This window comes from Burkholderia sp. Ac-20353 (genome assembly GCF_017104785.1).
In the GTDB taxonomy this organism is placed as follows: domain Bacteria; phylum Pseudomonadota; class Gammaproteobacteria; order Burkholderiales; family Burkholderiaceae; genus Burkholderia.
In genome coordinates this window covers 1-20,245 of record NZ_JAAGPL010000082.1, presented here as the reverse complement: position 1 = coordinate 20,245, position 20,245 = coordinate 1, and the positions used below count along the sequence as shown (strand labels likewise).

At 67.7% G+C, this 20,245-nt stretch carries 19 protein-coding genes; 10 read left to right on the top strand and 9 right to left on the bottom strand.

Annotation, left to right across the window (positions count from 1 at the left end; genetic code table 11):
- The first annotated feature begins 21 nt into the window (after positions 1–21).
- Positions 22–1,044 carry a 2Fe-2S iron-sulfur cluster binding domain-containing protein gene (locus tag G3N94_RS22565; RefSeq protein WP_205794784.1) on the top strand — a complete coding sequence of 341 codons (1,023 nt, stop codon included), beginning with the start codon at positions 22–24 and terminating at the stop codon, positions 1,042–1,044.
- A gap of 56 nt (positions 1,045–1,100) precedes the next feature.
- Here G3N94_RS22565 and otnI read toward each other — a convergent pair whose 3' ends face one another.
- The 4 genes from otnI to G3N94_RS22545 form a co-directional block, all read right to left on the bottom strand.
- Entirely contained in the window at positions 1,101–1,877 is a 777-nt protein-coding gene (otnI, locus tag G3N94_RS22560; protein ID WP_205794783.1) for a 2-oxo-tetronate isomerase, read from the bottom strand.
- Positions 1,878–1,942: 65 nt separating this feature from the next.
- Positions 1,943–3,121, bottom strand: a complete 1,179-nt coding sequence (locus G3N94_RS22555; protein ID WP_205794782.1) for a YncE family protein — start codon at positions 3,119–3,121, stop codon at positions 1,943–1,945.
- A 60-nt stretch (positions 3,122–3,181) separates the two neighbouring features.
- The gene (locus G3N94_RS22550) at positions 3,182–4,003 is read right to left on the bottom strand and encodes a creatininase family protein (protein ID WP_205794781.1); all 822 of its coding nucleotides are present in this window, start codon (positions 4,001–4,003) and stop codon (positions 3,182–3,184) included.
- A gap of 127 nt (positions 4,004–4,130) precedes the next feature.
- Positions 4,131–5,183: a GlxA family transcriptional regulator gene (locus G3N94_RS22545; protein WP_205794780.1), complete on the bottom strand. Its 1,053-nt coding sequence runs from the start codon at positions 5,181–5,183 to the stop codon at positions 4,131–4,133.
- Positions 5,184–5,459: 276 nt separating this feature from the next.
- Here G3N94_RS22545 and G3N94_RS22540 point away from each other — a divergent pair, with 276 nt between their 5' ends.
- The 6 genes from G3N94_RS22540 to G3N94_RS22515 are packed head-to-tail and all read left to right on the top strand — an operon-like array spanning position 5,460 to position 12,497.
- Complete coding sequence (locus G3N94_RS22540; protein ID WP_205794779.1) at positions 5,460–6,845, top strand: L-serine ammonia-lyase; 1,386 nt, start codon at positions 5,460–5,462, stop codon at positions 6,843–6,845.
- 15 nt (positions 6,846–6,860) lie between these two features.
- Positions 6,861–8,105, top strand: a complete 1,245-nt coding sequence (locus G3N94_RS22535) for a sarcosine oxidase subunit beta family protein (protein WP_205794778.1) — start codon at positions 6,861–6,863, stop codon at positions 8,103–8,105.
- A gap of 25 nt (positions 8,106–8,130) precedes the next feature.
- Positions 8,131–8,430 (top strand): sarcosine oxidase subunit delta, encoded by a 300-nt coding sequence (locus tag G3N94_RS22530; RefSeq protein ID WP_205794777.1) that lies wholly within the window; start codon positions 8,131–8,133, stop codon positions 8,428–8,430.
- Complete coding sequence (locus tag G3N94_RS22525) at positions 8,427–11,438, top strand: sarcosine oxidase subunit alpha family protein (RefSeq protein WP_205794776.1); 3,012 nt, start codon at positions 8,427–8,429, stop codon at positions 11,436–11,438. The genes G3N94_RS22530 and G3N94_RS22525 overlap by 4 nt, the downstream gene beginning before the upstream one ends.
- Positions 11,428–12,060: a sarcosine oxidase subunit gamma gene (locus G3N94_RS22520; RefSeq protein ID WP_205794775.1), complete on the top strand. Its 633-nt coding sequence runs from the start codon at positions 11,428–11,430 to the stop codon at positions 12,058–12,060. Before G3N94_RS22525 ends, G3N94_RS22520 begins: the two co-directional genes overlap by 11 nt.
- Entirely contained in the window at positions 12,057–12,497 is a 441-nt protein-coding gene (locus G3N94_RS22515; RefSeq protein ID WP_205794774.1) for a dihydroneopterin aldolase, read from the top strand. The genes G3N94_RS22520 and G3N94_RS22515 overlap by 4 nt, the downstream gene beginning before the upstream one ends.
- Positions 12,498–12,542: 45 nt before the next feature.
- On the opposite strand, the gene G3N94_RS22510 is transcribed toward G3N94_RS22515, so the two are convergent.
- The gene (locus G3N94_RS22510) at positions 12,543–13,070 is read right to left on the bottom strand and encodes a GNAT family N-acetyltransferase (protein WP_205794773.1); all 528 of its coding nucleotides are present in this window, start codon (positions 13,068–13,070) and stop codon (positions 12,543–12,545) included.
- 244 nt (positions 13,071–13,314) lie between these two features.
- Here G3N94_RS22510 and G3N94_RS22505 point away from each other — a divergent pair, with 244 nt between their 5' ends.
- From G3N94_RS22505 to G3N94_RS43250, 3 genes are all read left to right on the top strand, one after another.
- Positions 13,315–13,716 (top strand): lysozyme inhibitor LprI family protein, encoded by a 402-nt coding sequence (locus G3N94_RS22505; RefSeq protein WP_205794772.1) that lies wholly within the window; start codon positions 13,315–13,317, stop codon positions 13,714–13,716.
- Between the two features lie 103 nt (positions 13,717–13,819).
- A complete protein-coding gene (locus G3N94_RS22500) occupies positions 13,820–14,656 on the top strand; it encodes a cytochrome c (protein WP_205794771.1) in 837 nt (278 codons plus the stop codon).
- 613 nt (positions 14,657–15,269) lie between these two features.
- Positions 15,270–15,512: a hypothetical protein gene (locus G3N94_RS43250; protein ID WP_205794770.1), complete on the top strand. Its 243-nt coding sequence runs from the start codon at positions 15,270–15,272 to the stop codon at positions 15,510–15,512.
- Between the two features lie 144 nt (positions 15,513–15,656).
- On the opposite strand, the gene G3N94_RS22490 is transcribed toward G3N94_RS43250, so the two are convergent.
- The 4 genes from G3N94_RS22490 to G3N94_RS22475 all read right to left on the bottom strand — a co-directional run.
- Positions 15,657–16,319 (bottom strand): transglycosylase SLT domain-containing protein, encoded by a 663-nt coding sequence (locus G3N94_RS22490; RefSeq protein WP_205794769.1) that lies wholly within the window; start codon positions 16,317–16,319, stop codon positions 15,657–15,659.
- Positions 16,320–16,564: 245 nt separating this feature from the next.
- On the bottom strand, positions 16,565–17,350 hold the full coding sequence (locus G3N94_RS22485) for an ABC transporter permease (protein WP_205794768.1): 786 nt from the start codon (positions 17,348–17,350) through the stop codon (positions 16,565–16,567).
- Positions 17,347–18,336 (bottom strand): ABC transporter ATP-binding protein, encoded by a 990-nt coding sequence (locus tag G3N94_RS22480; protein WP_205794767.1) that lies wholly within the window; start codon positions 18,334–18,336, stop codon positions 17,347–17,349. Before G3N94_RS22480 ends, G3N94_RS22485 begins: the two co-directional genes overlap by 4 nt.
- The coding region (locus tag G3N94_RS22475) for a heavy metal translocating P-type ATPase (RefSeq protein WP_241022019.1) at positions 18,333–20,245 on the bottom strand (1,913 nt) is incomplete at its 5' end. The genes G3N94_RS22480 and G3N94_RS22475, both read right to left, overlap by 4 nt.

The window sequence follows — 20,245 nt, the reverse complement described above, 5'->3', positions numbered from 1 at the left end:
CATCGACAAGGAATCCTGAGGATGACCTACCGGATCGAGATCACGACGCGCGACGGGCAGCCTGTAGGCTTCGCATGCGAAGCCGGGCAGGACTTGCTGACGGCGGCGGCGGACGCTGGCATCACGCTGCCGTCGCAATGCCGGCGCGGCAGTTGCGGTGCGTGTCATGCAACCGTCGCCGCCGGCGACTACGACCTGCAGGAACACAGCGCCGACGCGCTGCCGGCCGGGCAGCCGGGCGCGATCCTGATGTGCCGGACGACGCCGCGCAGCGACCTGCGCATCGTCGCGCCGTACGACCACGCGAAGGTGCTGCTGCAACCGGTGCCGGTGCGCGTCGCGCGGATCGCGGCGCTCGACCTGATCGCGGACCAGACGATGCGCGTCGAGCTGCACGTGGAGCCCGACGACGCGAACGGCTCGGCCGTGGAGTTCGAGGCGGGCCAGTTCGCGGAGCTGGAGGTGCCGGGCAGCGACGTCCGCCGGCCGTATTCGCTTGCGAATACGAGCAACTGGGAAGGGCGCCTCGAGTTCCTGATCCGGCTGCGGCCCGACGGCTGGTTCTCGACCTATCTGCGCGAGCGCGCGCGGCTCGGCGATCCGCTGACCGTACGTGTTCCGATGGGCGGCTTCGGCCTGTTCGTCGAAAGCCTGCGGCCACGCTGGTTCGTCGCCGGCGGCACAGGGCTCGCGCCGATCCTGTCGATGCTGCGCCGGATGGCCGAGTATCAGGAGATGCCCGACGCGCGGCTGTTTTTTGGCGTGAATCAGGAGAGCGAGCTGTTTCTGCGCGACGAGCTGAAGCAGTTGCAGATCGACTTGCCGCAGTTGCGGGTGGATCTGTGCGTATGGCATCCGGACGATGACTGGTCCGGTTTCCGCGGCACGCCGGTCGATGCGTTGAGCGCGGCGCTGTCGCGTGCCGACGTGCTGCCGGATGTGTACGTCTGCGGGCCGCCGGCACTCGTGCGCGGCGCCCAGGCGGCCGCCGCCGCGGCCGGGGTGCCCGACGCGCAGTTCGCGAGCGAGCGCTTTACGGCGTGATGCCCGCGAAGATCATGAAAACCCCTCGCAGCCGGTCGGCATGCGAGGGGTTTTTTTTACAGATAAGGCTTGAGCCAGCCGAGGCCGTCTGACGTGCCGGCCTTCGGGCGGTATTCGCAGCCGATCCAGCCGTCGTAGCCGAGCGAATCGATCAGCTCGAACAGGTACGGATAGTTGAGCTCGCCGATATCGGGCTCGTGGCGTTCAGGCACGCCGGCGATCTGGATGTGGCCGATGCCCGCGAAGTCGCGCCTGAGCTTCATCGCGAGATCGCCCTCGACGATCTGGCAGTGGTAGCAGTCGAACTGCACCATCAGGTTCGGCGCGCCGACTTCCGCGCAGATCGCGTGCGCGTCGTCCTGCCGGCTCACGAAATAGCCGGGCATGTCGCGCTGGTTGATCGGCTCGACGAGGATCGTGATCCCGTGCGCGGCGGCCGCCTGCGCGGCGTGCGCGAGGTTCGCGACATAGGTCGCGCGATGCCGCGCACGATCCTGGCCCGGCGCGAGCAGGCCGGCCATCACGTGCAGCCGGGTGTTGCCGAGCACGCGCGCGTAGTCGAGCGCGGTGTCGATGCCGCGCCTGAACTCGTCCTCGCGGCCCGGCAGCGACGCGATCCCGCGTTCGCCCGCGGCCCAGTCACCGGGCGGCGCGTTGAACAGCACCTGCGTGAGGCTGTGCCGGTCGAGGCGCTCGCGGATGTCCTCGGCGGCGAAGTCGTACGGGAACAGATACTCGACGGCCTTGAAGCCGTCGTACGCGGCGGCGGCGAAGCGCTCGAGAAACGCGTACTCGTTGTACATCATCGAAAGGTTGGCGGCGAAGCGGGGCATGGCGGCAAATCCTGTCAGCGAGTGAGTGGGGCTTCGCACAGCATAGGCCACCGCCCGGCTCCCCGTCAGCGCATGTTGCCCGTATGACCGAGCGAGTAGCGGCCGGGTTGCGGCCAGACCGTCAGCCCGTGCGGCTCCATGCCGACGGGGATCGACCTGACCGTGCCGCTTGCGGTGTCGATCGCGTAGACGACGTCGTCGAAGCGGCCGGAGAGCCACAGCGTCTTGCCGTCCGGGCTGACGTTGCCCATGTCGGGGCTGCCACCGCCCGGGATCGGCCAGGTCGAGATCACCTTGCGCGTCGCGAAATCGATTACCGACACGCTGCCCTTGCCGTGGCGCGGGCCGTGGACGAGATTGGAGCCGCGATTGGCGACGTAGAGCTTCGTGCCGTCGCGGCTCGGATACAGCCCGTGCGTGCCGACGCCCGTCTTGATGAAGCCGGTCTTCGTGAAGCCGTCGCCGTCGACGAGATACACGCCGTCGGCCATCATGTCCGCGACATAGAACACCTTGCCGTCGGGCGACACGCGAATGTCCTGCGGCATCCCTGTCCGGTCGAGTTCGAGGTAGCCCACCACCTTGCGGTTTACCAGATCGATCTTGGCGAGCTTGCCGCCGAATTCGCATGTGAAGAGTGCGTACTTGCCATCGATCGAAAAGTCCGCATGGTTGATGCCCTTGCATTGCGGGACGTCGAGGCTCGATTTCAGCGCCATCGTGTGCGGGTCGCGGAAGTCGAGCCGCGCATGCGCTTCCGCGACGACGATCGCTTCCTTGCCGTCGGGCGTGAAGTACATGTTGTACGGATCGTCGACCAGCACTTCCTTGCCGGGCTTGCCCGTTTTCGGATCGATCGGCGTCAGGCTGCCGTCGGTGCGGCTCTCGGCATTGTTCGCGACCCACAGCGTCTGCAGGTCCCACGCGGGCACGACGTGCTGCGGACTGCGGCCGACGTGAAACCTGTCGACGACCTTGTACGTCGCCGGGTCGATCACGTAGACGTCGTTGGAGCGCAGGTTCGGCACGTACACGCGCGGCAGCGCACCCGCCACCGCGGCGCTCATGTGGCCGGCCTGGGCCTCGCCGTACAGGTTGTCCGGATTGACGACGGGCGGCATGCCGGGCACCGCCGCGACGGCGGATGCGGCGAGCGCGCCGCCGGCGCTGAAACCGGCGAGCGCGGCGGCCATCAGGATGGCGACGCGGGAAATGCGGGTGTGACGGCGGGAACGCTGTTGCATGACAAGGCCCTGATCGGTTGAATGGGATAACAGGACTGGCGGCGCGCGGGTGCCGAAGCGTCAGCGGCCGGCGGTTTCCTTTTTGATCGCGTCGATCGTGCGTGACACGATCGCATCGGTGCCCAATTGACCGAGCTCGACGCTGGCGTGACGCGGATCGCCGCCGTAGACGCCATCCGCGGCGCCAGGCTTCGCCGCGCCGCGCAGCTTGTCGAGCCTGACCATCTGCGGCGCGACGGCCAGCAGCAGCGACGTGTCGGCGAGCCCCGCATGGGTGCCGATGTCGGCGTCCGGCACGCCGTGCTGGCGCAGGATCTGCGCATAGCCGTCGGAGCTGGTGCCGTAATACTCGGGGGGCACGAACGCGCGTGCGCCGGAGCCGGCCCAGGACTTGTTGAGCTGGGCGACGGCCCGCCGGATGTCGTTCTGGTAGCCGCCGTGGTCGCCGAGGAACACGATGTGCGTGAAGCCGTGGACCCGGAAGCCGTTGGCCGCGGCCTCGAGGGTTTTTTCGAAGACGTCGTCGGGCACGGTGATCGTGCCCGGGAAGCGCATGTGCGACGTCGGCGGTGCATAGCCGCCTTCAGGCACGTACGCGATCACCGGCGCGACGATCGCGTTGCCGAGACCTTGCGCGATGCGTTCGGACAGCGCCTTGACCCGCGCGTTGTGCTTGCCGAGCGCGACATACGGCCCGCTTTGCTCGGTGCCGCCGATCGGGATCAGGATGGTGGTCTTGCCCGCGTGAATGCTGTCGCGCAGCTCGGTCCAGGTCATGTCCTCCAGTTGCACGGTTCTCGGCGTCTGCGCGACGGCGGCCTGGGCGAGTGCGAATGTGACTGCGGCGACGGCGGCGACAGCGGTTCGTGACAGGCGTTTCATCGCGGATTCCCGATAGGAGGTGGGACAAGCGTAGCGTCGTTCTCCCCTTCAACGGTCTCGTGTCGCACCCAGTTGACCTGAGCGGGCAGGTCGCCCCGTGGCGTTCCGTCGCACCGGCCGGCGCCCGTCAATCCACCTCTTCCTCGACGATGTCCGGGGCCGCCACCGCATCGCCGCCGCGCTCCCGATAAGCCGCCGGCGGCATGCCGAACTGCTTGCGGAACTCGCGCCCGAGATGCGACGCGTCCGCGAACCCGCAGCTCGACGCGATATCGGCGACCGTGCGATCGGAACTCGTCAGCAGCCATGCGGCGGTGCGCAACCGCACCTGCTTCGCGAACGCCTGCGGGCTCTTGCCGGTTTCCGCCTTGAACAGCCGTTCGAGCTGCCGCGCGGACATGTCGAGCTTGCACGCGAGCTCGTCAAGTGGCAGCGCGCGTCCGACATGCTGTTCCATCAGAAGAATCGCGCGCTTGACCTTCGGGTGCGTCGCCGGTTCGAGCCCCGGCGGGTGCGGCTGCGGCGCGTTGCCTTTCTGCATCTCGCCGACCAGCAGGATCCGTAGCGCTTTCTGCACGGTCGCATGATCGAAGTGGCGCAGCAGGATCGCGGCGGCGACGTCGATCGACGCGCGTCCGCCCGAACAGGTGATCCGCCGCCGGTCGATCACGAACAGCCGGTCGGCGATCAGCAGGTCGGGGTCGGCGGCCGGGAAGCGCTCGATGAAATCCCAGTAATGGAACCAGCTGACGCAGGTGCGGTGCGCTTCCAGCACGCCCGCGCGCATCAGCGTGAACACGCCGGTGCAGATGCCGACGATCGTCGCGCCGCCGGCGGCCGCGCGGCGGATGAAGTCGAGTGTTTCCGGCCCAGCTTGCGGCCCCGAATGCAGCAGCCCGCCGACGACGACCACGTAGTCGAACGGCTCGGCCGCGTCGAAGGTCTCCCACGGCGTGATCTGGATCCCGCAGCTCGCGCGCACCGGCGCAAGGGTTTCCCCTATCACGCTCCACGCGCAGCGCACGGGCTTGCTGTAGTCGCCGTCGTCGGCAGACAGCCGCAGCATGTCGACGAACCCCGAGAACGCGGTCAGCGTGAAGTTCGGCAGCAGCACGATGCCGAAGCGGAGGCGCCGGGGTGCGGCTTCGGCGAGCGGGGAAGCGGGTACGTCGGGTGTCATTGCGGTCGATCTCGTCACGCCCGGGGGCGCGTCTCACTCCATATACAGGGCCGGCACGCGGGGCGGCGCGGATGAACCCAGCGTCGCCGATCACCCCCCCGCGGACTTGCGTTTTTTCGTCGCGAACCATCGTCAAAACGCACTTTCGGGGCGGGCGGAAGGCCGCTTGGCGGCGATGTCCCACGTCGATGCCGTTTTTGTTCTATCGGCCGATTTTACGCTTTGGTGTACTGGCGTCCAACGTCACTTCACATGTGCCTACCCAAAGGAAGCCAGATGAACGTCAGCGCGTTCGACCTGTTCAAGATCGGCATCGGCCCGTCCAGCTCGCATACGGTCGGCCCGATGATCGCCGCGTGCCGCTTCGCGTCGCACGTCGAGGATGCGAACCTGCTCGCCTTCGTGCAGCGCGTGCGGGTCGAGCTGTACGGCTCGCTCGGCGCGACCGGCAAGGGCCACGGCACCGACAAGGCGGTGCTGCTCGGCCTCGAGGGCCATCTGCCCGATTCGATCGATCCGGACCTGATCGAGCCGCGCCTCGCCGAGATCCGCGCGCAGAAGTCGCTGTCGCTGCTCGGCAAGCAGACGGTGCGTTTCGAGGAAAAGGAACACATCGGCTTCTATCGCAAGCTGATGAGCGGCACGAGCATCGTGCATCCGAACGGGATGCGCTTCCAGGCGTTCGACGAGCACGGGCAGTTGCTCGTCGAGAAAGAGTATTACTCGGTCGGCGGCGGCTTCGTCGTGAACCGCGACGGCGATCGCGTGAACGGCGTGCGCGCGGCGGCCGAGGTGCCGTATCCGTTCCGCACCGGCGACGACCTGATGCGCCAGTGCCGCGACAGCGGCCTGTCGATCGCCGAGCTGATGCTGCGCAATGAATCCGCGCTGCGCCCCGCCGAAGAAGTGCGCGCTGGCCTGCTCGCGATCTGGCGCACGATGGCCGCGTGCGTCGAGCGCGGCTGCAAGGTCGAGGGCGACCTGCCGGGCCCGATGCGCGTGAAGCGCCGCGCGGCCGAACTGAATGCGCGCCTGCGCGCGCGCTCGGAGGAATCGCTGCGCGACCCGCTGTCGATGCTCGACTGGGTCAACCTGTACGCGATGGCCGTCAACGAGGAGAACGCGGCGGGCGGCCGTGTCGTTACCGCGCCGACCAACGGCGCGGCCGGCGTGATCCCTGCGGTGCTGCACTACTACGTGAAGTTCGTGCCGGGCTCGAACGAGGCCGGCATCGTCGAATTCCTGCTGACGGCTGCCGCGATCGGGATCATCTACAAGGAAACCGCGTCGATCTCCGGCGCGGAAGTCGGTTGCCAGGGCGAGGTCGGCGTCGCGTGCTCGATGGCCGCGGCCGCGCTCGCGGCCGTGATGGGCGGCACGCCCGATCAGGTCGAGAACGCCGCCGAGATCGGCATGGAGCACAACCTCGGGATGACCTGCGATCCGGTCGGCGGGCTTGTGCAGATCCCGTGCATCGAGCGCAACGCGATGGGTGCGATCAAGGCGCTGAACGCATCGCGGATGGCGCTGAAGGGCAACGGCCAGCACTACGTGTCGCTCGATTCGGTCATCAAGACGATGCGCGAGACGGGTGCCGACATGAAGACGAAATACAAGGAAACGTCGCGCGGCGGTCTGGCCGTGAACGTCATCGAATGCTAACGAAGGACCATCAACATGAGCCGCTACTCGATATTCAGCCTGTTCCGCAACGGTCTCTCGTATCACGAGAACTGGGAGAAACAATGGAGGAGCCCGGAGCCGAAGCGTGAGTACGACGTCGTGATCGTCGGCGGCGGCGGGCATGGCCTCGCGACCGCGTACTACCTCGCGAAGGAGCACGGCATCACGAACGTCGCGGTGCTCGAGAAGGGCTGGATCGGCGGCGGCAACACCGCGCGCAACACGACGATCGTCCGCTCGAACTACCTGTGGGACGAATCGGCCGCGCTGTACGAGAAGGCGATGAAGCTGTGGGAAGGGCTGTCGCAGGACCTGAACTACAACGTGATGTTCAGCCAGCGCGGCGTGCTGAACCTCGCGCACACGCTGCAGGACGTGCGCGATACCGAGCGCCGCGTCAATGCGAACCGGCTGAACGGCGTCGACGCCGAATTCCTGACGCCCGCACAGATCAAGGAAATCGAACCGACGATCAACCTGAACAGCCGCTACCCGGTGCTCGGCGCGTCGATCCAGCGCCGCGCGGGCGTCGCCCGGCACGACGCCGTTGCGTGGGGCTTCGCGCGCGGCGCGGATCGCGCGGGCGTCGACATCATCCAGAACTGCCAGGTGACGGGCATCCGCCGCGAGGGCGGCGCGGTGGTCGGCGTCGAAACGGTGAAGGGCTTCATCAAGGCGAAGAAGGTCGCGGTGGTCGCGGCCGGCAACACGACGACGCTGGCCGACATGGCCGGCATTCGCCTGCCGATCGAGAGCCACCCGCTGCAGGCGCTGGTTTCCGAGCCGATCAAGCCGGTCGTCAACACGGTGATCATGTCGAATGCCGTGCACGCATACATCAGCCAGTCCGACAAGGGCGACCTCGTGATCGGCGCGGGCATCGACCAGTACACGGGTTTCGGCCAGCGCGGCAGCTTCCAGGTCATCGAAGGCACGCTGCAGGCGATCGTCGAGATGTTCCCGGTGTTCTCGCGCGTGCGGATGAACCGCCAGTGGGGCGGCATCGTCGACGTGTCGCCGGATGCGTGCCCGATCATCAGCAAGACCGACGTGAAGGGCCTGTACTTCAACTGCGGCTGGGGCACCGGCGGCTTCAAGGCGACGCCCGGCTCGGGCTGGGTGTTCGCGCACACGATCGCGCAGGACCAGCCGCATCCGCTGAACGCGCCGTTCGCGCTCGACCGCTTCTATACGGGCCACCTGATCGACGAGCACGGCGCCGCTGCCGTCGCGCACTGACGAACCACCACGAGGAGAAGGAAACATGTTGCTGATCGAATGTCCGTGGTGCGGGCCGCGCGCCGAATCCGAGTTCACGTGCGGCGGCGAAGCCGACATCGTGCGCCCGGTTGCCAACGAGAACATGACCGACCGCGAATGGGGCGAATACGTGTTCATGCGTGAGAACAAGCGCGGCCTGCACCGCGAGCAATGGCTGCACACGCAGGGCTGCCGCCGCTGGTTCAAGGTCGAGCGCGACACCGTCACGTACGAAATCAAGGGCTACGAAAAGTTCGGTGGCGCAGCCGCCGGCAATGCACACGAAGAGGGCACCAGCAAATGAGCCAGAAAGACCGTCTCGGCACCGGTGGCCGCATCAACCGCGCGATTCCGCTGACCTTCACGTTCAACGGCCGCACCTATCAGGGCTTCCAGGGCGACACGCTCGCGTCCGCGCTGCTCGCGAACGGCGTGCACTTCGTCGCGCGCAGCTTCAAGTACCACCGTCCGCGCGGGATCGTGACGGCGGACGTCGCGGAACCGAACGCCGTCGTGCAGCTCGAATCGGGCCCGTACAGCGTGCCGAACGCGCGCGCGACCGAGATCGAGCTGTACCAGGGTCTCGTCGCGACCAGCGTGAACGCGGAACCGTCGCTCGAGAACGACAAGTACGCGATCAACCAGAAGTTCTCGCGCTTCATGCCCGCCGGGTTCTATTACAAGACCTTCATGTGGCCGCGCAACATGTGGCCGAAGTATGAAGAGAAGATCCGTGACGCAGCCGGCCTCGGCAAGGCACCCGACACGCTCGACGCCGATCGCTACGACAAGTGCTACGCGCACTGCGACGTGCTCGTCGTCGGCGGCGGCCCGTCCGGCCTCGCGGCCGCGCATGCGGCGGCGACGGCCGGCGCGCGCGTGATCCTCGTCGACGACCAGCGCGAGCTCGGCGGCAGCCTGCTGTCGTGTCGTGCGGAAATCGACGGCAAGCCCGCGCTGCAGTGGGTCGAGAAGATCGAGGCCGAGCTGCGCAAGCTGCCCGACGTGACGATCCTGTCGCGCAGCAACGCGTTCGGCTACCAGGACCACAACCTCGTGACGATCACGCAGCGCCTGACTGATCACCTGCCGGTGTCGATGCGCAAGGGCACCCGCGAGCTGCTGTGGAAGGTCCGCGCGAAGCGCGTGATCCTCGCGACCGGCGCGCACGAGCGGCCGATCGTGTTCGGCAACAACGACCTGCCGGGCGTGATGCTCGCAGGCGCGGTGTCCACCTACGTGCACCGCTTCGGCGTGCTGCCGGGCCGCGAAGCGGTCGTGTTCACGAACAACGATCGCGGCTACCAGGCGGCGCTCGACCTGAAGGCATGCGGCGCGAAAGTGACGGTCGTCGATTCGCGCGCATCGACCAACGGCGCGCTGCCGGCGGCTGCGAAGCGCCAGGGCGTGACGGTGATGAGCGGCGCGGTCGTGACGGCCGCGTCGGGCAAGTGGCGCGTGTCGTCGGTCGACATCGCGTCGTACTCGAACGGCCAGACGGGCGGCAAGCTGAATACGCTCGCATGCGACCTCGTTGCGATGTCGGGCGGCTTCAGCCCGGTGCTGCACCTGTTCGCGCAGTCGGGCGGCAAGGCGTGCTGGAACGACGACAAAGCGTGCTTCCTGCCGGGCAAGGCGGTCCAGCCTGAAGCGAGCGTCGGCGCGGCCGCGGGCGAGTTCGGGCTCGCGCGTGCGTTGCGGCTCGCGGTTGATGCCGGCGCGGAAGCTGCCAAGGCGGCCGGCTACACGGCCGCGCAGCGTCCGGTTGCACCTCAGGCCGCGGAAGCCGTCGAAGGCGCGCTGCAGCCGTTGTGGCTCGTCGGCAGCCGCGAGGCCGCCGCACGCGGGCCGAAGCAGTTCGTCGATTTCCAGAACGACGTGGCGGCCGCCGACATCCTGCTCGCCGCGCGCGAAGGCTTCGAATCGGTCGAGCACGTGAAGCGCTACACCGCGATGGGTTTCGGCACCGACCAGGGCAAGCTCGGCAACATCAACGGGATGGCGATTCTCGCGCAGGCGCTCGGCAAGTCGATTCCGGAAACGGGCACGACGACGTTCCGCCCGAACTACACGCCCGTGTCGTTCGGCACGTTCGCGGGCCGCGAGACCGGCGACTTCCTCGATCCGATCCGCAAGACCTGCGTGCACGAATGGCACGTCGAGCACGGCGCGATGTTCGAGGACGTCGGCAACTGGAAGCGGCCGTGGTATTTCCCGAAGAACGGCGAGGACCTGCATGCGGCCGTGAAGCGCGAATGCCTCGCGGTGCGCAACAGCGTCGGCATCCTCGACGCGTCGACGCTCGGCAAGATCGACATCCAGGGCCCGGACGCGGTGAAGCTGCTGAACTGGATGTACACGAACCCGTGGAACAAGCTCGAAGTCGGCAAGTGCCGCTACGGGCTGATGCTCGACGAGAACGGGATGGTGTTCGACGATGGCGTGACGGTGCGCCTTGCCGATCAGCATTTCATGATGACGACGACGACGGGCGGCGCGGCGCGCGTGCTCACGTGGCTCGAACGCTGGCTGCAGACGGAATGGCCGGACATGAAGGTGCGCCTCGCGTCGGTGACGGACCACTGGGCGACTTTCGCGGTCGTCGGCCCGAAGAGCCGCAAGGTCGTGCAGAAGGTGTGCCAGGACATCGACTTCGGCAACGAAGCGTTCCCGTTCATGAGCTATCGCAACGGTACGGTCGCGGGCGCGAAGGCGCGCGTGATGCGGATCAGCTTCTCGGGCGAGCTGGCCTATGAAGTGAACGTGCCGGCCAACGCGGGCCGCGCGGTGTGGGAAGCGCTGATGGCCGCGGGCGCCGAGTTCGACATCACGCCGTACGGCACCGAGACGATGCACGTGCTGCGCGCGGAGAAGGGTTACATCATTGTCGGCCAGGACACCGACGGGTCGATCACGCCGTACGACCTCGGGATGGGCGGCGTCGTCGCGAAGTCGAAGGACTTCCTCGGCAAGCGTTCGCTCGCGCGTTCGGACACCGCGAAGGAAGGCCGCAAGCAGTTCGTGGGCCTCTTGACCGACGACGAGCAGTTCGTGCTGCCGGAAGGCGCGCAGATCGTCGCGAAGGACACGCATGTGTCTGCGACCGAGCCGACGCCGATGATCGGCCATGTGACGTCGAGCTACTACAGCCCGATCCTGAAGCGCTCGATTGCGCTTGCGGTGGTGAAGGGCGGCTTGGGCAAGATGGGCGAGAGCGTCGTGATTCCGCTGGCCAACGGCAAGCGCGTGACCGCGAAGATCTCGAGCCCGGTTTTCTACGATACCGAAGGGGTGCGTCAGCATGTGGAATGAAACCAGAAACCAGACGCAGGTGGCGGGCGCGGGCAGCGTCACGCTCGAGTCGCCGTTCGTCGGCGCGGCCGACGTGCTGAAGACGCACCAGGCGCGTGCGTCGAAGAAATTCACGTTGCGTGAGCGGCCGTTTCTCGATCTCGTCAACGTGCGCGGCGAGCTGAGCGACCCCGCGTTCGTCGGCGCGTTCGAGCGCGTGGTCGGCTGCCGGCCGCCGGCCGCACCGAACACGGTCGCGCGCAGCGCCGACTACGACGTGTTGTGGCTCGGCCCCGACGAATGGCTCGTGCGCTCGAACGGGCCCGTGCAGGCGGGCGTGCTCGAGGCGGCGCTCGCCGAGGCCGTGCAGGGTTCGTATGCGGCGGCGGTCGATGTCGGCAGCGGCTATACGGTCGTCGAGGTTAGCGGCGAACGCGTGCGCGACGTGATCGCGCGCGGCTGCCCGCTCGATCTTCATCCGCGCATGTTCAAGCCCGGCCAGTGCGCGCAGTCGCACTACTTCAAGTCGCCGATCACGCTGATCCCGACCGGCGACGACACGTTCGAGATCGTCCTGCGCCGCAGCTTCGCCGATTACTTCGTGCGGATCATGCTCGACGCGGCCGCGCCGCTCGCCTCATGAAGCCGGCCGACGAACCGTTCGTGTCGATCGACGCGCCGCGCCTCGGAGGGCGCGGCTGGAGCGTGTTCGTCGACGAACTGAAGGTGCCCGCGCGGATCGGCATCCACGCGCACGAGCACGACGCGCCGCAGCCGATCGTGATCGACGCGCAACTCGGCTATCGCTGCGAGCCGAGCGAAGCGGGCGACTGGATCGATTACGACGGGTATTGCGCGCGCGTCGCGGCCTTTCTCGCGCACAAGCCGCATACGCGGCTGCTCGAGACGCTCGTCGCCGACGTGGCGGTGATGTCGTTTCGCGAATGGCCGGCGCTGGAATCGCTGACGCTGTCGGTCTGCAAGCCGAAGATCCGGCCGGGGACGAAGCGCGTCGGCGTCGCGCTCGACTGGACGCGCGGGGATTATCTGCGGTGGACGGGGGCGGCCGGGTGCCTGTGACGGGGGGCGCTCGTGACGCCGTTTCCGGCGAATGAGCCCGCGTGCTCATTCGCGACTCGTTTGGCGCGGTATCTGATAAACGACGGCTTGGTATTTTCTCGTTTCGTGCCGCTCCATGACGACACCACCGAGTGATTCGGCAATACGTCGGCTCGGAAAATTCTCTTCGGCAACGGGATAAACGAAGCGCTCGATGCCGAGTTCACGGCTTGCCCACTCGGCAATCAGGCTGACCGCTTCACGTCCGATTCCCTCGCGATGACGATCTTCGCGAATCCAGATGCCGAGTTCGCCGCATCCATCCTTGACGTGGTGGATGCCGGCCAGGCCGAGAAACGCTGTGCTGTCGCGCTGACGGACTGCAAACACGAAGTCCGTACCGGCGACGGTCGCGGGCAGCCACGCTTGCCAAATGCGATCGAAGCCCTCCCTGTCGGCAGGCGGGTCCCACGCCATGAACCGCGTGAGGGAGGGGGTGATGCACCGGAACGCTGCTTCCGCGTCGCTTGCGGTGAAAAGCTTGATCGAAAGTCGGTCCGATACGATGTGTATTGTGTCCGGTGCAATTCGCATGTCCCATTCCTTGAACGTTCGCAATTTCGTCGGAATATCGGACGATAGGGGCAGTTGCGTCGAGTGTCTACTCGCGCACGGATGCAACCTGCGACTGACGGCCGTCGTCCGCATCGGGAAAACATCGAAATTCCACCGCGTATATGGCATATTCGTGCGCTGCGCGGTCAAATGACGGGGAATAAACGGCGCTGGCGCATCCCTGTGGAAGACCTCCGGCCGCAATACATGGAGCCCCCCGAAAATGCGTTTTCCCGTTCTCTGTACGGCTGTCTTGCTGCTCGCGAGCGGCGCTTCCTGGGCCGCACAAACCGATTGCCTGAACAACAACTCGGGTACCCAGACGGACATTAACGAATGTATCGGCCGCAGCATGAAGGCGTCCGATCGGCAGCTGAACGACACGTACCGTGCGCTGCTCGCGAAGGTGAGCAAGGACGGCGGCGAGCATTTGCGAAAGGCCGAGCGTGCGTGGCTCGCATGGCGCGACGCGCAATGCGAATTCAACACGATGGGCACGCGCGGCGGCAGCATCAATTCGTCGATGTACGGCATGTGCATCGATACGCTGACGCGCGAGCAGACGAAGCGTCTCGACGCCCAACTGCATTGCAGGGAGGGTGACCTGTCTTGCGGCGACCAATGAACGCGTCGCTCGCGCGCGAGTGACGCCGCGAGTGACGCTGTTTCGGGCGGTCGCGGCGATCCACTAGCGATCGTCGCAACAAACGACAGTCAACGGAGAACGAATGCTGAAACGCGCGTTGTGCCTGCTATTGCTGCTGACCGTCTGCGTGATCGGACATGGTGCGGCCGCCCAGTCCGCACTTGACCTCGCGACGGACGGTGCGACCCGATCGTTTACTCGTCAGGCGTTGCTCGCGCGCCCGGATGTCGCGGAGATCCATGTGCCTCGCGATGTCGCGTACGGTACGCCGATGACCTTCCGCGCCGTGCCGCTGGCGGATCTGCTCGACGGGGCCGCGCTCGCGGCGGACAGCGTGCTCGAAACGCGCGCGGCGGACGGTTTTGCCGCGCAACTGCCGATGGACCTCGTGCTCAATCGCAATCCCGCGGGCGCCGTTGCGTGGCTCGCGGTCGAGGATCCCGCGCATCCGTGGCCGAAGCTGCCGGGCAAGCCGGTCAGCGCCGGGCCGTTCTATCTGGTCTGGATCGGCAAGGAGGCATCGTCCGTGCGCAACGAGCAGTGGCCGTTCCAGATCGTGCATCTCGCGACGCAACGGTCGCCCGCCGCGCGCTGGCCGGCGCTCGCCGTCGATCCGGCGCTGCCGGCGACCGCTCCGGTTCGGGCCGGTCAGCGCCTGTTCATCACGCAATGTTTCGCGTGTCATCGGCTCAACGGTGCGGGCAGCGCGGAGACGGGCCCCGATCTCAACGTGCCGATGAATCCCGTCGATTACTTCCAGCCGGCGGCGTTGCATCGCTACATCCGCAATCCGGCGTCGGTTCGGGACTGGCCCGGGCGGGCCATGCCGGCTTTCTCGCAGGATCAGCTGAGTGATCGGGAGATCGATCTGATCGTCGCGTATCTTGCGTACATGGGGCGGCGGAAGGCGGAGCGGTAGGACGTCACCGCGATCACTTGGGTGCGGCCGAATTGTCCTGAGACGGTTGCGACGACGACGTACCGACACTGCTCGACTCCCGGACGAGTCGCTCGGTCATCGCAGCGGCGACCGGGTTTGCGCCCGCGGATGAGCCGCGTTGATCGGTGCTCGAAGGAACCGGGAGATCCTTTGGCGGTGGCAATGAAGGATCGAGCTTCGACGACTCCCTGACCAGTGCGGCCGTCTCGGGTGTCGTGGCCGAGCCGTGATTCGCCGTTGCCGCCGTTGCATGACGCTCCAGACCGTCGCGCCCACGCGACGCACGTTGCGTCCGGTTCGTCGTTGAAGCGGGCGACTTCTGCGCATCGACCGACGCGACGGCGGCGGACGGCGGCTCGCTCGGCTGTGCCTTGGGCTGCGGCGGTGCGCTGACGCTCGGGGCTGCCGGGCCGGGTGCCGGCGCTGGGTCGACGGTCACTGTCACGGGCGCAGGTGGCGGCGGAGGTGCAGTTGCGGCGGCAGGCGCGGGCGTAGTGGCAGCGGTAGCAGGTGCGGGCGCTGGTGGTGCCGTTGCGGGCGCCGGTTGCGGCGCGGCGTCGGCGGGCTTCGTGGTAGCGGCGGGAAGCGCCGCTTGACCGATGCTTCCTTGCGATACGTGGTTATCGCCCGATCGCAGATCGGCGTCCGGCGGCGTCTGGGCGGAATCGCCGATGCCGGCCGTCGCTTCTGCAACCGCACGATGGTCCGCCTTGAGGAGCATCAGGTACGAACCGCTGATCGCAACGACCAGCAGCCCTCCGGCAATCATCAATGTCTTACGGGTATTCCTCATACTTCACTCACGGGTCGTTCAATCGACGTGACCAGTCGATGATAAACGACCTGCGGCGCGTCACTTTGGATGAATACATTTGGTTGCATTCACGCTGACGACGCATTTCGATGCGACCCTCGTTCGCTTCGACCAGCACATCGAACGGTACGCACTGTTTGTATACGACGCGGTGCGCGCCGGAGGTCAGCGGGTATTGCGCGCGGACGAGCTCTGAATGCCCGACACCGCGGACGCCGGCGCACTGACCGGCATCATCCCGGCATTCGCATCGTCGCTCGGCTCGAGCACGAACCGGAACGACTCGACGCGCTGCATCACTTTCGCCGCATACGCGTGCGAACCGCCATAGCTCTTCAGCGCGGCGCCCACGTCGCCGCCAGCGGCCCGCACATAGCCGGACAGGATCGCCGAGCCGGCGTTGACGTTCGCGGTCGGCTCGGTCAGGTCCTTCACGTTCCTCAGCAAACCGCGGTGCGCGCTGGGCACCACCTGCATCAGCCCGGTTGCGCCTCCGGCGCCGCGCGCCTTTTCCTTGAAACGCGATTCGATCGAGATGATTGCGTAAACCAGTGCCGGCGGCAGCGAATACTTCGTGGCAGTGACGTTGACGATGCTCGCGAGCTGCGCGGCCTTCTCTTTTGCGATGCCGAATTTCTTCGACAGGTATGCCGTGATGCGGCGGTTTTCCTCGTTCGGCTGATTGACCGTCTGCGCTTCGGAAGCGGCCGAGGCGGCCGAGGCTTCGATCGCAACCGGCGCGGATGCTGGTTGCGCAGACATCTGCTGCGCCGACGCTTGGTTCGCGGTGCAGAGCAAAAACAGGATCAGCCAGGGAAACCTTCGCATGGTCCGGTTGGGGGAGTCGGGAGGCGCATAGTATATCGACCATTCGCGCCGGGTGGCTGGAACGCGGGCTCGGCTGAAAGCAGGATGTAGGATGATGGCTGCCGGCCGCGTGCGCAATGCGGAATCGGGCGCGAAAAACCGGTTGCGCGGGCACCGATCGGAGATCGAATGATGCATGTGCCACAGGCGACGCGTTGCGTGCCGCGCACCGCCGTTCGACCGCCCCGGCGGTGTTGCAGCGGCATCTACGCGCGCCGCGCCGTGACGCGCGCGAGCACGCCGATCGCATCGCTGACCAGCACCGCGAGCAGTCCGACGACCATCCCGCCCTGCAGCACGAACGCGGTATTCGCGGTCTGCAGGCCGGCGATGATCACGTCGCCGAGCCCGCGCGCGGCGACCGTCGAGCCGATCGTCGCGGTGCCGAGATTGATGACGACCGCGAGCCGGATGCCGTTGACGATCACCGGCAGCGCGAGCGGCAGCTCGACCGAGCTCAGCTGCTGCCAGCCGTTCATCCCCATGCCGCGCGCGGCGTCGACGACGTCGCGCGGCACGTCCTCGATCCCCGCGATCGTGCTCTCGAAAATCGGTAGCAGTCCATAGAGGATGAGCGCGATCAGCACCGGCTTCACGCCGAAGCCGACCGCCGGCACCGCGAGCGCGAGCACGGCGACCGGCGGAAACGTCTGGCCGATGTTCGCGATGCTGCGCGCGACCGGCAGGAAATCCGCGCCCGACGGCCGTGTGACCGCGATGCCGGCCGCGACCGCGATGACCGTGCCGATCAGGCTCGATACGGCCACCGTGCCGAGATGCGCGAGCGTGAGGTCGAGCAGGCTCGCGCGCTCATAGATCACGGGCGCGCCGTTGTCCGCGAACGGCGCGAACCAGCCTTGCAGCCACAGCGGACGGAACAGCAGCACGAGCAGCAGCGCGAGCGCGGCCGCGCGTGCGGCGATCGGCAGGAGCCGTCGTGGCGCGTCCGCGGGTAGTCCTCGCCGGGCGGTTGCCGTATCGCGAGCCGTCATCCGGGCCGCCTCGCATGCGCACGGATCGCGTCGAGCGTGATACGGCGCGCGACGTTGCCGCCCGCTGGCTCGTGGCCGCTTCCGGCCGGGTGCCGGCGTTGCGTCCCGTTATCGTCATCGTCGACGGGCAGCGCATCGACGCCACGCCACAGCATTTCCGAAATCGCATCGCGCAGCGTGCGCGTTGCGGCGATCGGCGGCCCGTTCGCGGTGCCGGGTTCGGCCACGTCGCCGACCGGCGTCAGCGCGAGCAGGCGCAGCGGCCGGTCGACCCCCGCGACGAGCTGCTCGACGACGCCTGCCGCCGGCTGGCCGAGGATCTCGGCGGGCGGCGCGACCTGCAGCAGCCGGCCGCCGTCCATCACCGCGATCGTGTCTCCGAGCTTCAGCGCTTCCTCGATATCGTGCGTGACGAGCACGACCGTGATCCCGAGGCGGCGCTGCAGCGCGAGCAGCTCGTCCTGCGCCTTGCCGCGAATGATCGGGTCGAGCGCGCCGAACGGTTCGTCCATCAGCAGCATCGCCGGTTCGGCCGCGAGCGCGCGTGCGACGCCGACGCGCTGCTGCTGGCCGCCGGACAGCTCGTGCGGCAGCTTGTCCGCGAATTCGTCGGGCGTGAGGTTGAACAGGTCGAGCAATTCGCGCACGCGCGTGTCGATGCGCGCGGCCGGCCAGCCGAGCAGGCGCGGCACCGTCGCGATGTTGCGCGCGACGCTCCAGTGCGGAAACAGCCCGTGGCCCTGGATCACGTAGCCGATGCCGCGCCGCAGGTGCTCGGGCGGCACGCTCGCGGTATCGACGCCGTCGATGCGGACCGTGCCCGCGCTCGGCGCGATCAGCCGGTTGATCATCCTGAGCAGCGTCGACTTGCCGCTGCCCGACGCGCCGACGAGCGCGGTGATCGTGCCACGCCGCATCGTCAGCGATACGTCGTCGACGGCGACGATATCGCCGAAGCGCTTGCCGAGGCCGACGATCTCGATCATGCGGTCCATCCTTTCGCGAGCGCGGTCGCGGCTTCGAACACGACGGCGGCCATCAGCGCGAGCGCGATCGTCGGGATCGCGCCGAGCAGCACGAGGTCGGCGGCCGATTGTCCGATGCCCTGGAAGATGAACGTGCCGAACCCGCCGCCGCCGATCAGCGCGGCGACCGCGGTCAGGCCGATGTTCTGCACGAGCACGCGGTGCGTCGCGCGCGACAGCCGCACGAACGCGGGGATCTTGCGCAGGTCGTCGTCCATCAGCGCGACGTCGGCGGTTTCGATCGCGGTATCGGTGCCCATCGCGCCCATCGCGAAGCCGATGTCGGCACGCGCGAGCGCCGGTGCGTCGTTGATCCCGTCGCCGACCATCCCGACTGCGGACCGCGCCGCCCCCGCCGCGCCGGCGGCCAGTTCCTCGACCGCCGCGAGCTTGTCCTCGGGCAGCTGGTTGCCGCGCGCGTCGTCGATGCCGGCCTGCTGCGCGATCGCCTGCGCGGTGTGCGGGTTGTCGCCCGTCAGCATCGCGGTGCGGATGCCGAGCGCATGCAGTTCGGCGATCGCCGCGCGGCTCGTGTCCTTGATCGTGTCGGCCACCGCGAATACGCCGAGTACGCGCACGTCGTCGATCAGCATCACGACACTCTTGCCCTGCCGCTCGAGCGCGTCGAGCTGCGCTTCGAGTTCCGGCGAGCAGTGTTCCAGCTCTTCGACGAGCCGGTGGTTGCCGAGCCAGTAGCCCGCGCCGTCGATCGTGCCACGCACGCCGCGCCCGAGCAATGCTTCGAAGTCCTGCACGTCGGCGAACGGCGCGGCAGCGTCGGCCCGCGCCGCGGCCGCGATCGCCTGCGACACCGGGTGATCCGAACGCGCGGCGAGGCTCGCGGCGAGGTGCCGGACGCGCGCGGTGTCGGCATCGGCCGCCCGCAGCACGAAGTCGGTCTGCACCGGCTTGCCGTGCGTGATCGTGCCGGTCTTGTCGAGCGCGAGCCATGCGAGCTTGCGCCCTTCTTCCAGATACACGCCGCCCTTCACGAGAATTCCGCGTCGGGCGGCCGCAGCCAGCCCCGACACGATCGTCACCGGCGTCGAGATCACGAGCGCGCACGGGCATGCGATCACCAGCAGCACGAGCGCGCGGTAGATCCATTCGTGCCACGCGCCGCCCGTCACGATCGGCGGCACCGCCGCGACCAGCAGCGCGATCGCGAATACGATCGGCGTGTAGACGCGCGCGAACTGGTCGACGAAACGCTGGGTCGGCGCCTTCGCGCCCTGCGCCTCCTCGACCGCGTGGATGATGCGCGCGAGCGTCGTGTTGGCCGCGACCGCGGTCACCCGGTATTCGAACGAGCCCGATTCGTTGATCGTGCCGGCGAACACGGGGTCGCCGGCCGTCTTCTCGACGGGCAGGCTCTCGCCGGTAATCGGCGCCTGGTTCACGGTCGAGCGGCCCGCGACGACTTCGCCGTCGAGGCCGATCCGTTCGCCCGGCTTCACGCGCACGATCGCGCCGAGCACGACCCGGCCGGCTTCGATCGTGCGCCACGCGCCGTCGGGCTGTTGCACGGTCGCCGTGTCGGGCGCGAGCCGCATCAGCCCCTGGATCGCGTTGCGCGCGCGGTCGAGCGACTTCGCCTCGATCAGTTCGGCGATCGTGAACAGCACCATCACCATCGCGGCTTCCGGCCACTGGCCGATCGCCATCGCGCCCGTCACCGCGATGCTCATCAGCGCGTTGATGTTCAGGTTGCCGTTGCGCAGCGCGATCCAGCCCTTCTTGTAGGTGGTGATCCCGCACGCGAGCACCGCTGCGAGCGCGAGCACCGCCGACAGCCAGGTCGGCAGGCCGGCCCAGTTCGCGGCCTCCGACGCGATCGCGGCGACGCCGGCCAGCGCGAGCGGCCACCACA

Coding starts and splice junctions, on each gene's coding strand:
- G3N94_RS22565 (WP_205794784.1), top strand. CDS start 22: ATGACCTACCGGATCGAGATCACGACGCGCGACGGGCAGCCTGTAGGC.
- otnI (WP_205794783.1), bottom strand. CDS start 1,877: ATGCCCCGCTTCGCCGCCAACCTTTCGATGATGTACAACGAGTACGCG.
- G3N94_RS22555 (WP_205794782.1), bottom strand. CDS start 3,121: ATGCAACAGCGTTCCCGCCGTCACACCCGCATTTCCCGCGTCGCCATC.
- G3N94_RS22550 (WP_205794781.1), bottom strand. CDS start 4,003: ATGAAACGCCTGTCACGAACCGCTGTCGCCGCCGTCGCCGCAGTCACA.
- G3N94_RS22545 (WP_205794780.1), bottom strand. CDS start 5,183: ATGACACCCGACGTACCCGCTTCCCCGCTCGCCGAAGCCGCACCCCGG.
- G3N94_RS22540 (WP_205794779.1), top strand. CDS start 5,460: ATGAACGTCAGCGCGTTCGACCTGTTCAAGATCGGCATCGGCCCGTCC.
- G3N94_RS22535 (WP_205794778.1), top strand. CDS start 6,861: ATGAGCCGCTACTCGATATTCAGCCTGTTCCGCAACGGTCTCTCGTAT.
- G3N94_RS22530 (WP_205794777.1), top strand. CDS start 8,131: ATGTTGCTGATCGAATGTCCGTGGTGCGGGCCGCGCGCCGAATCCGAG.
- G3N94_RS22525 (WP_205794776.1), top strand. CDS start 8,427: ATGAGCCAGAAAGACCGTCTCGGCACCGGTGGCCGCATCAACCGCGCG.
- G3N94_RS22520 (WP_205794775.1), top strand. CDS start 11,428: ATGTGGAATGAAACCAGAAACCAGACGCAGGTGGCGGGCGCGGGCAGC.
- G3N94_RS22515 (WP_205794774.1), top strand. CDS start 12,057: ATGAAGCCGGCCGACGAACCGTTCGTGTCGATCGACGCGCCGCGCCTC.
- G3N94_RS22510 (WP_205794773.1), bottom strand. CDS start 13,070: ATGCGAATTGCACCGGACACAATACACATCGTATCGGACCGACTTTCG.
- G3N94_RS22505 (WP_205794772.1), top strand. CDS start 13,315: ATGCGTTTTCCCGTTCTCTGTACGGCTGTCTTGCTGCTCGCGAGCGGC.
- G3N94_RS22500 (WP_205794771.1), top strand. CDS start 13,820: ATGCTGAAACGCGCGTTGTGCCTGCTATTGCTGCTGACCGTCTGCGTG.
- G3N94_RS22490 (WP_205794769.1), bottom strand. CDS start 16,319: ATGCGAAGGTTTCCCTGGCTGATCCTGTTTTTGCTCTGCACCGCGAAC.
- G3N94_RS22485 (WP_205794768.1), bottom strand. CDS start 17,350: ATGACGGCTCGCGATACGGCAACCGCCCGGCGAGGACTACCCGCGGAC.
- G3N94_RS22480 (WP_205794767.1), bottom strand. CDS start 18,336: ATGATCGAGATCGTCGGCCTCGGCAAGCGCTTCGGCGATATCGTCGCC.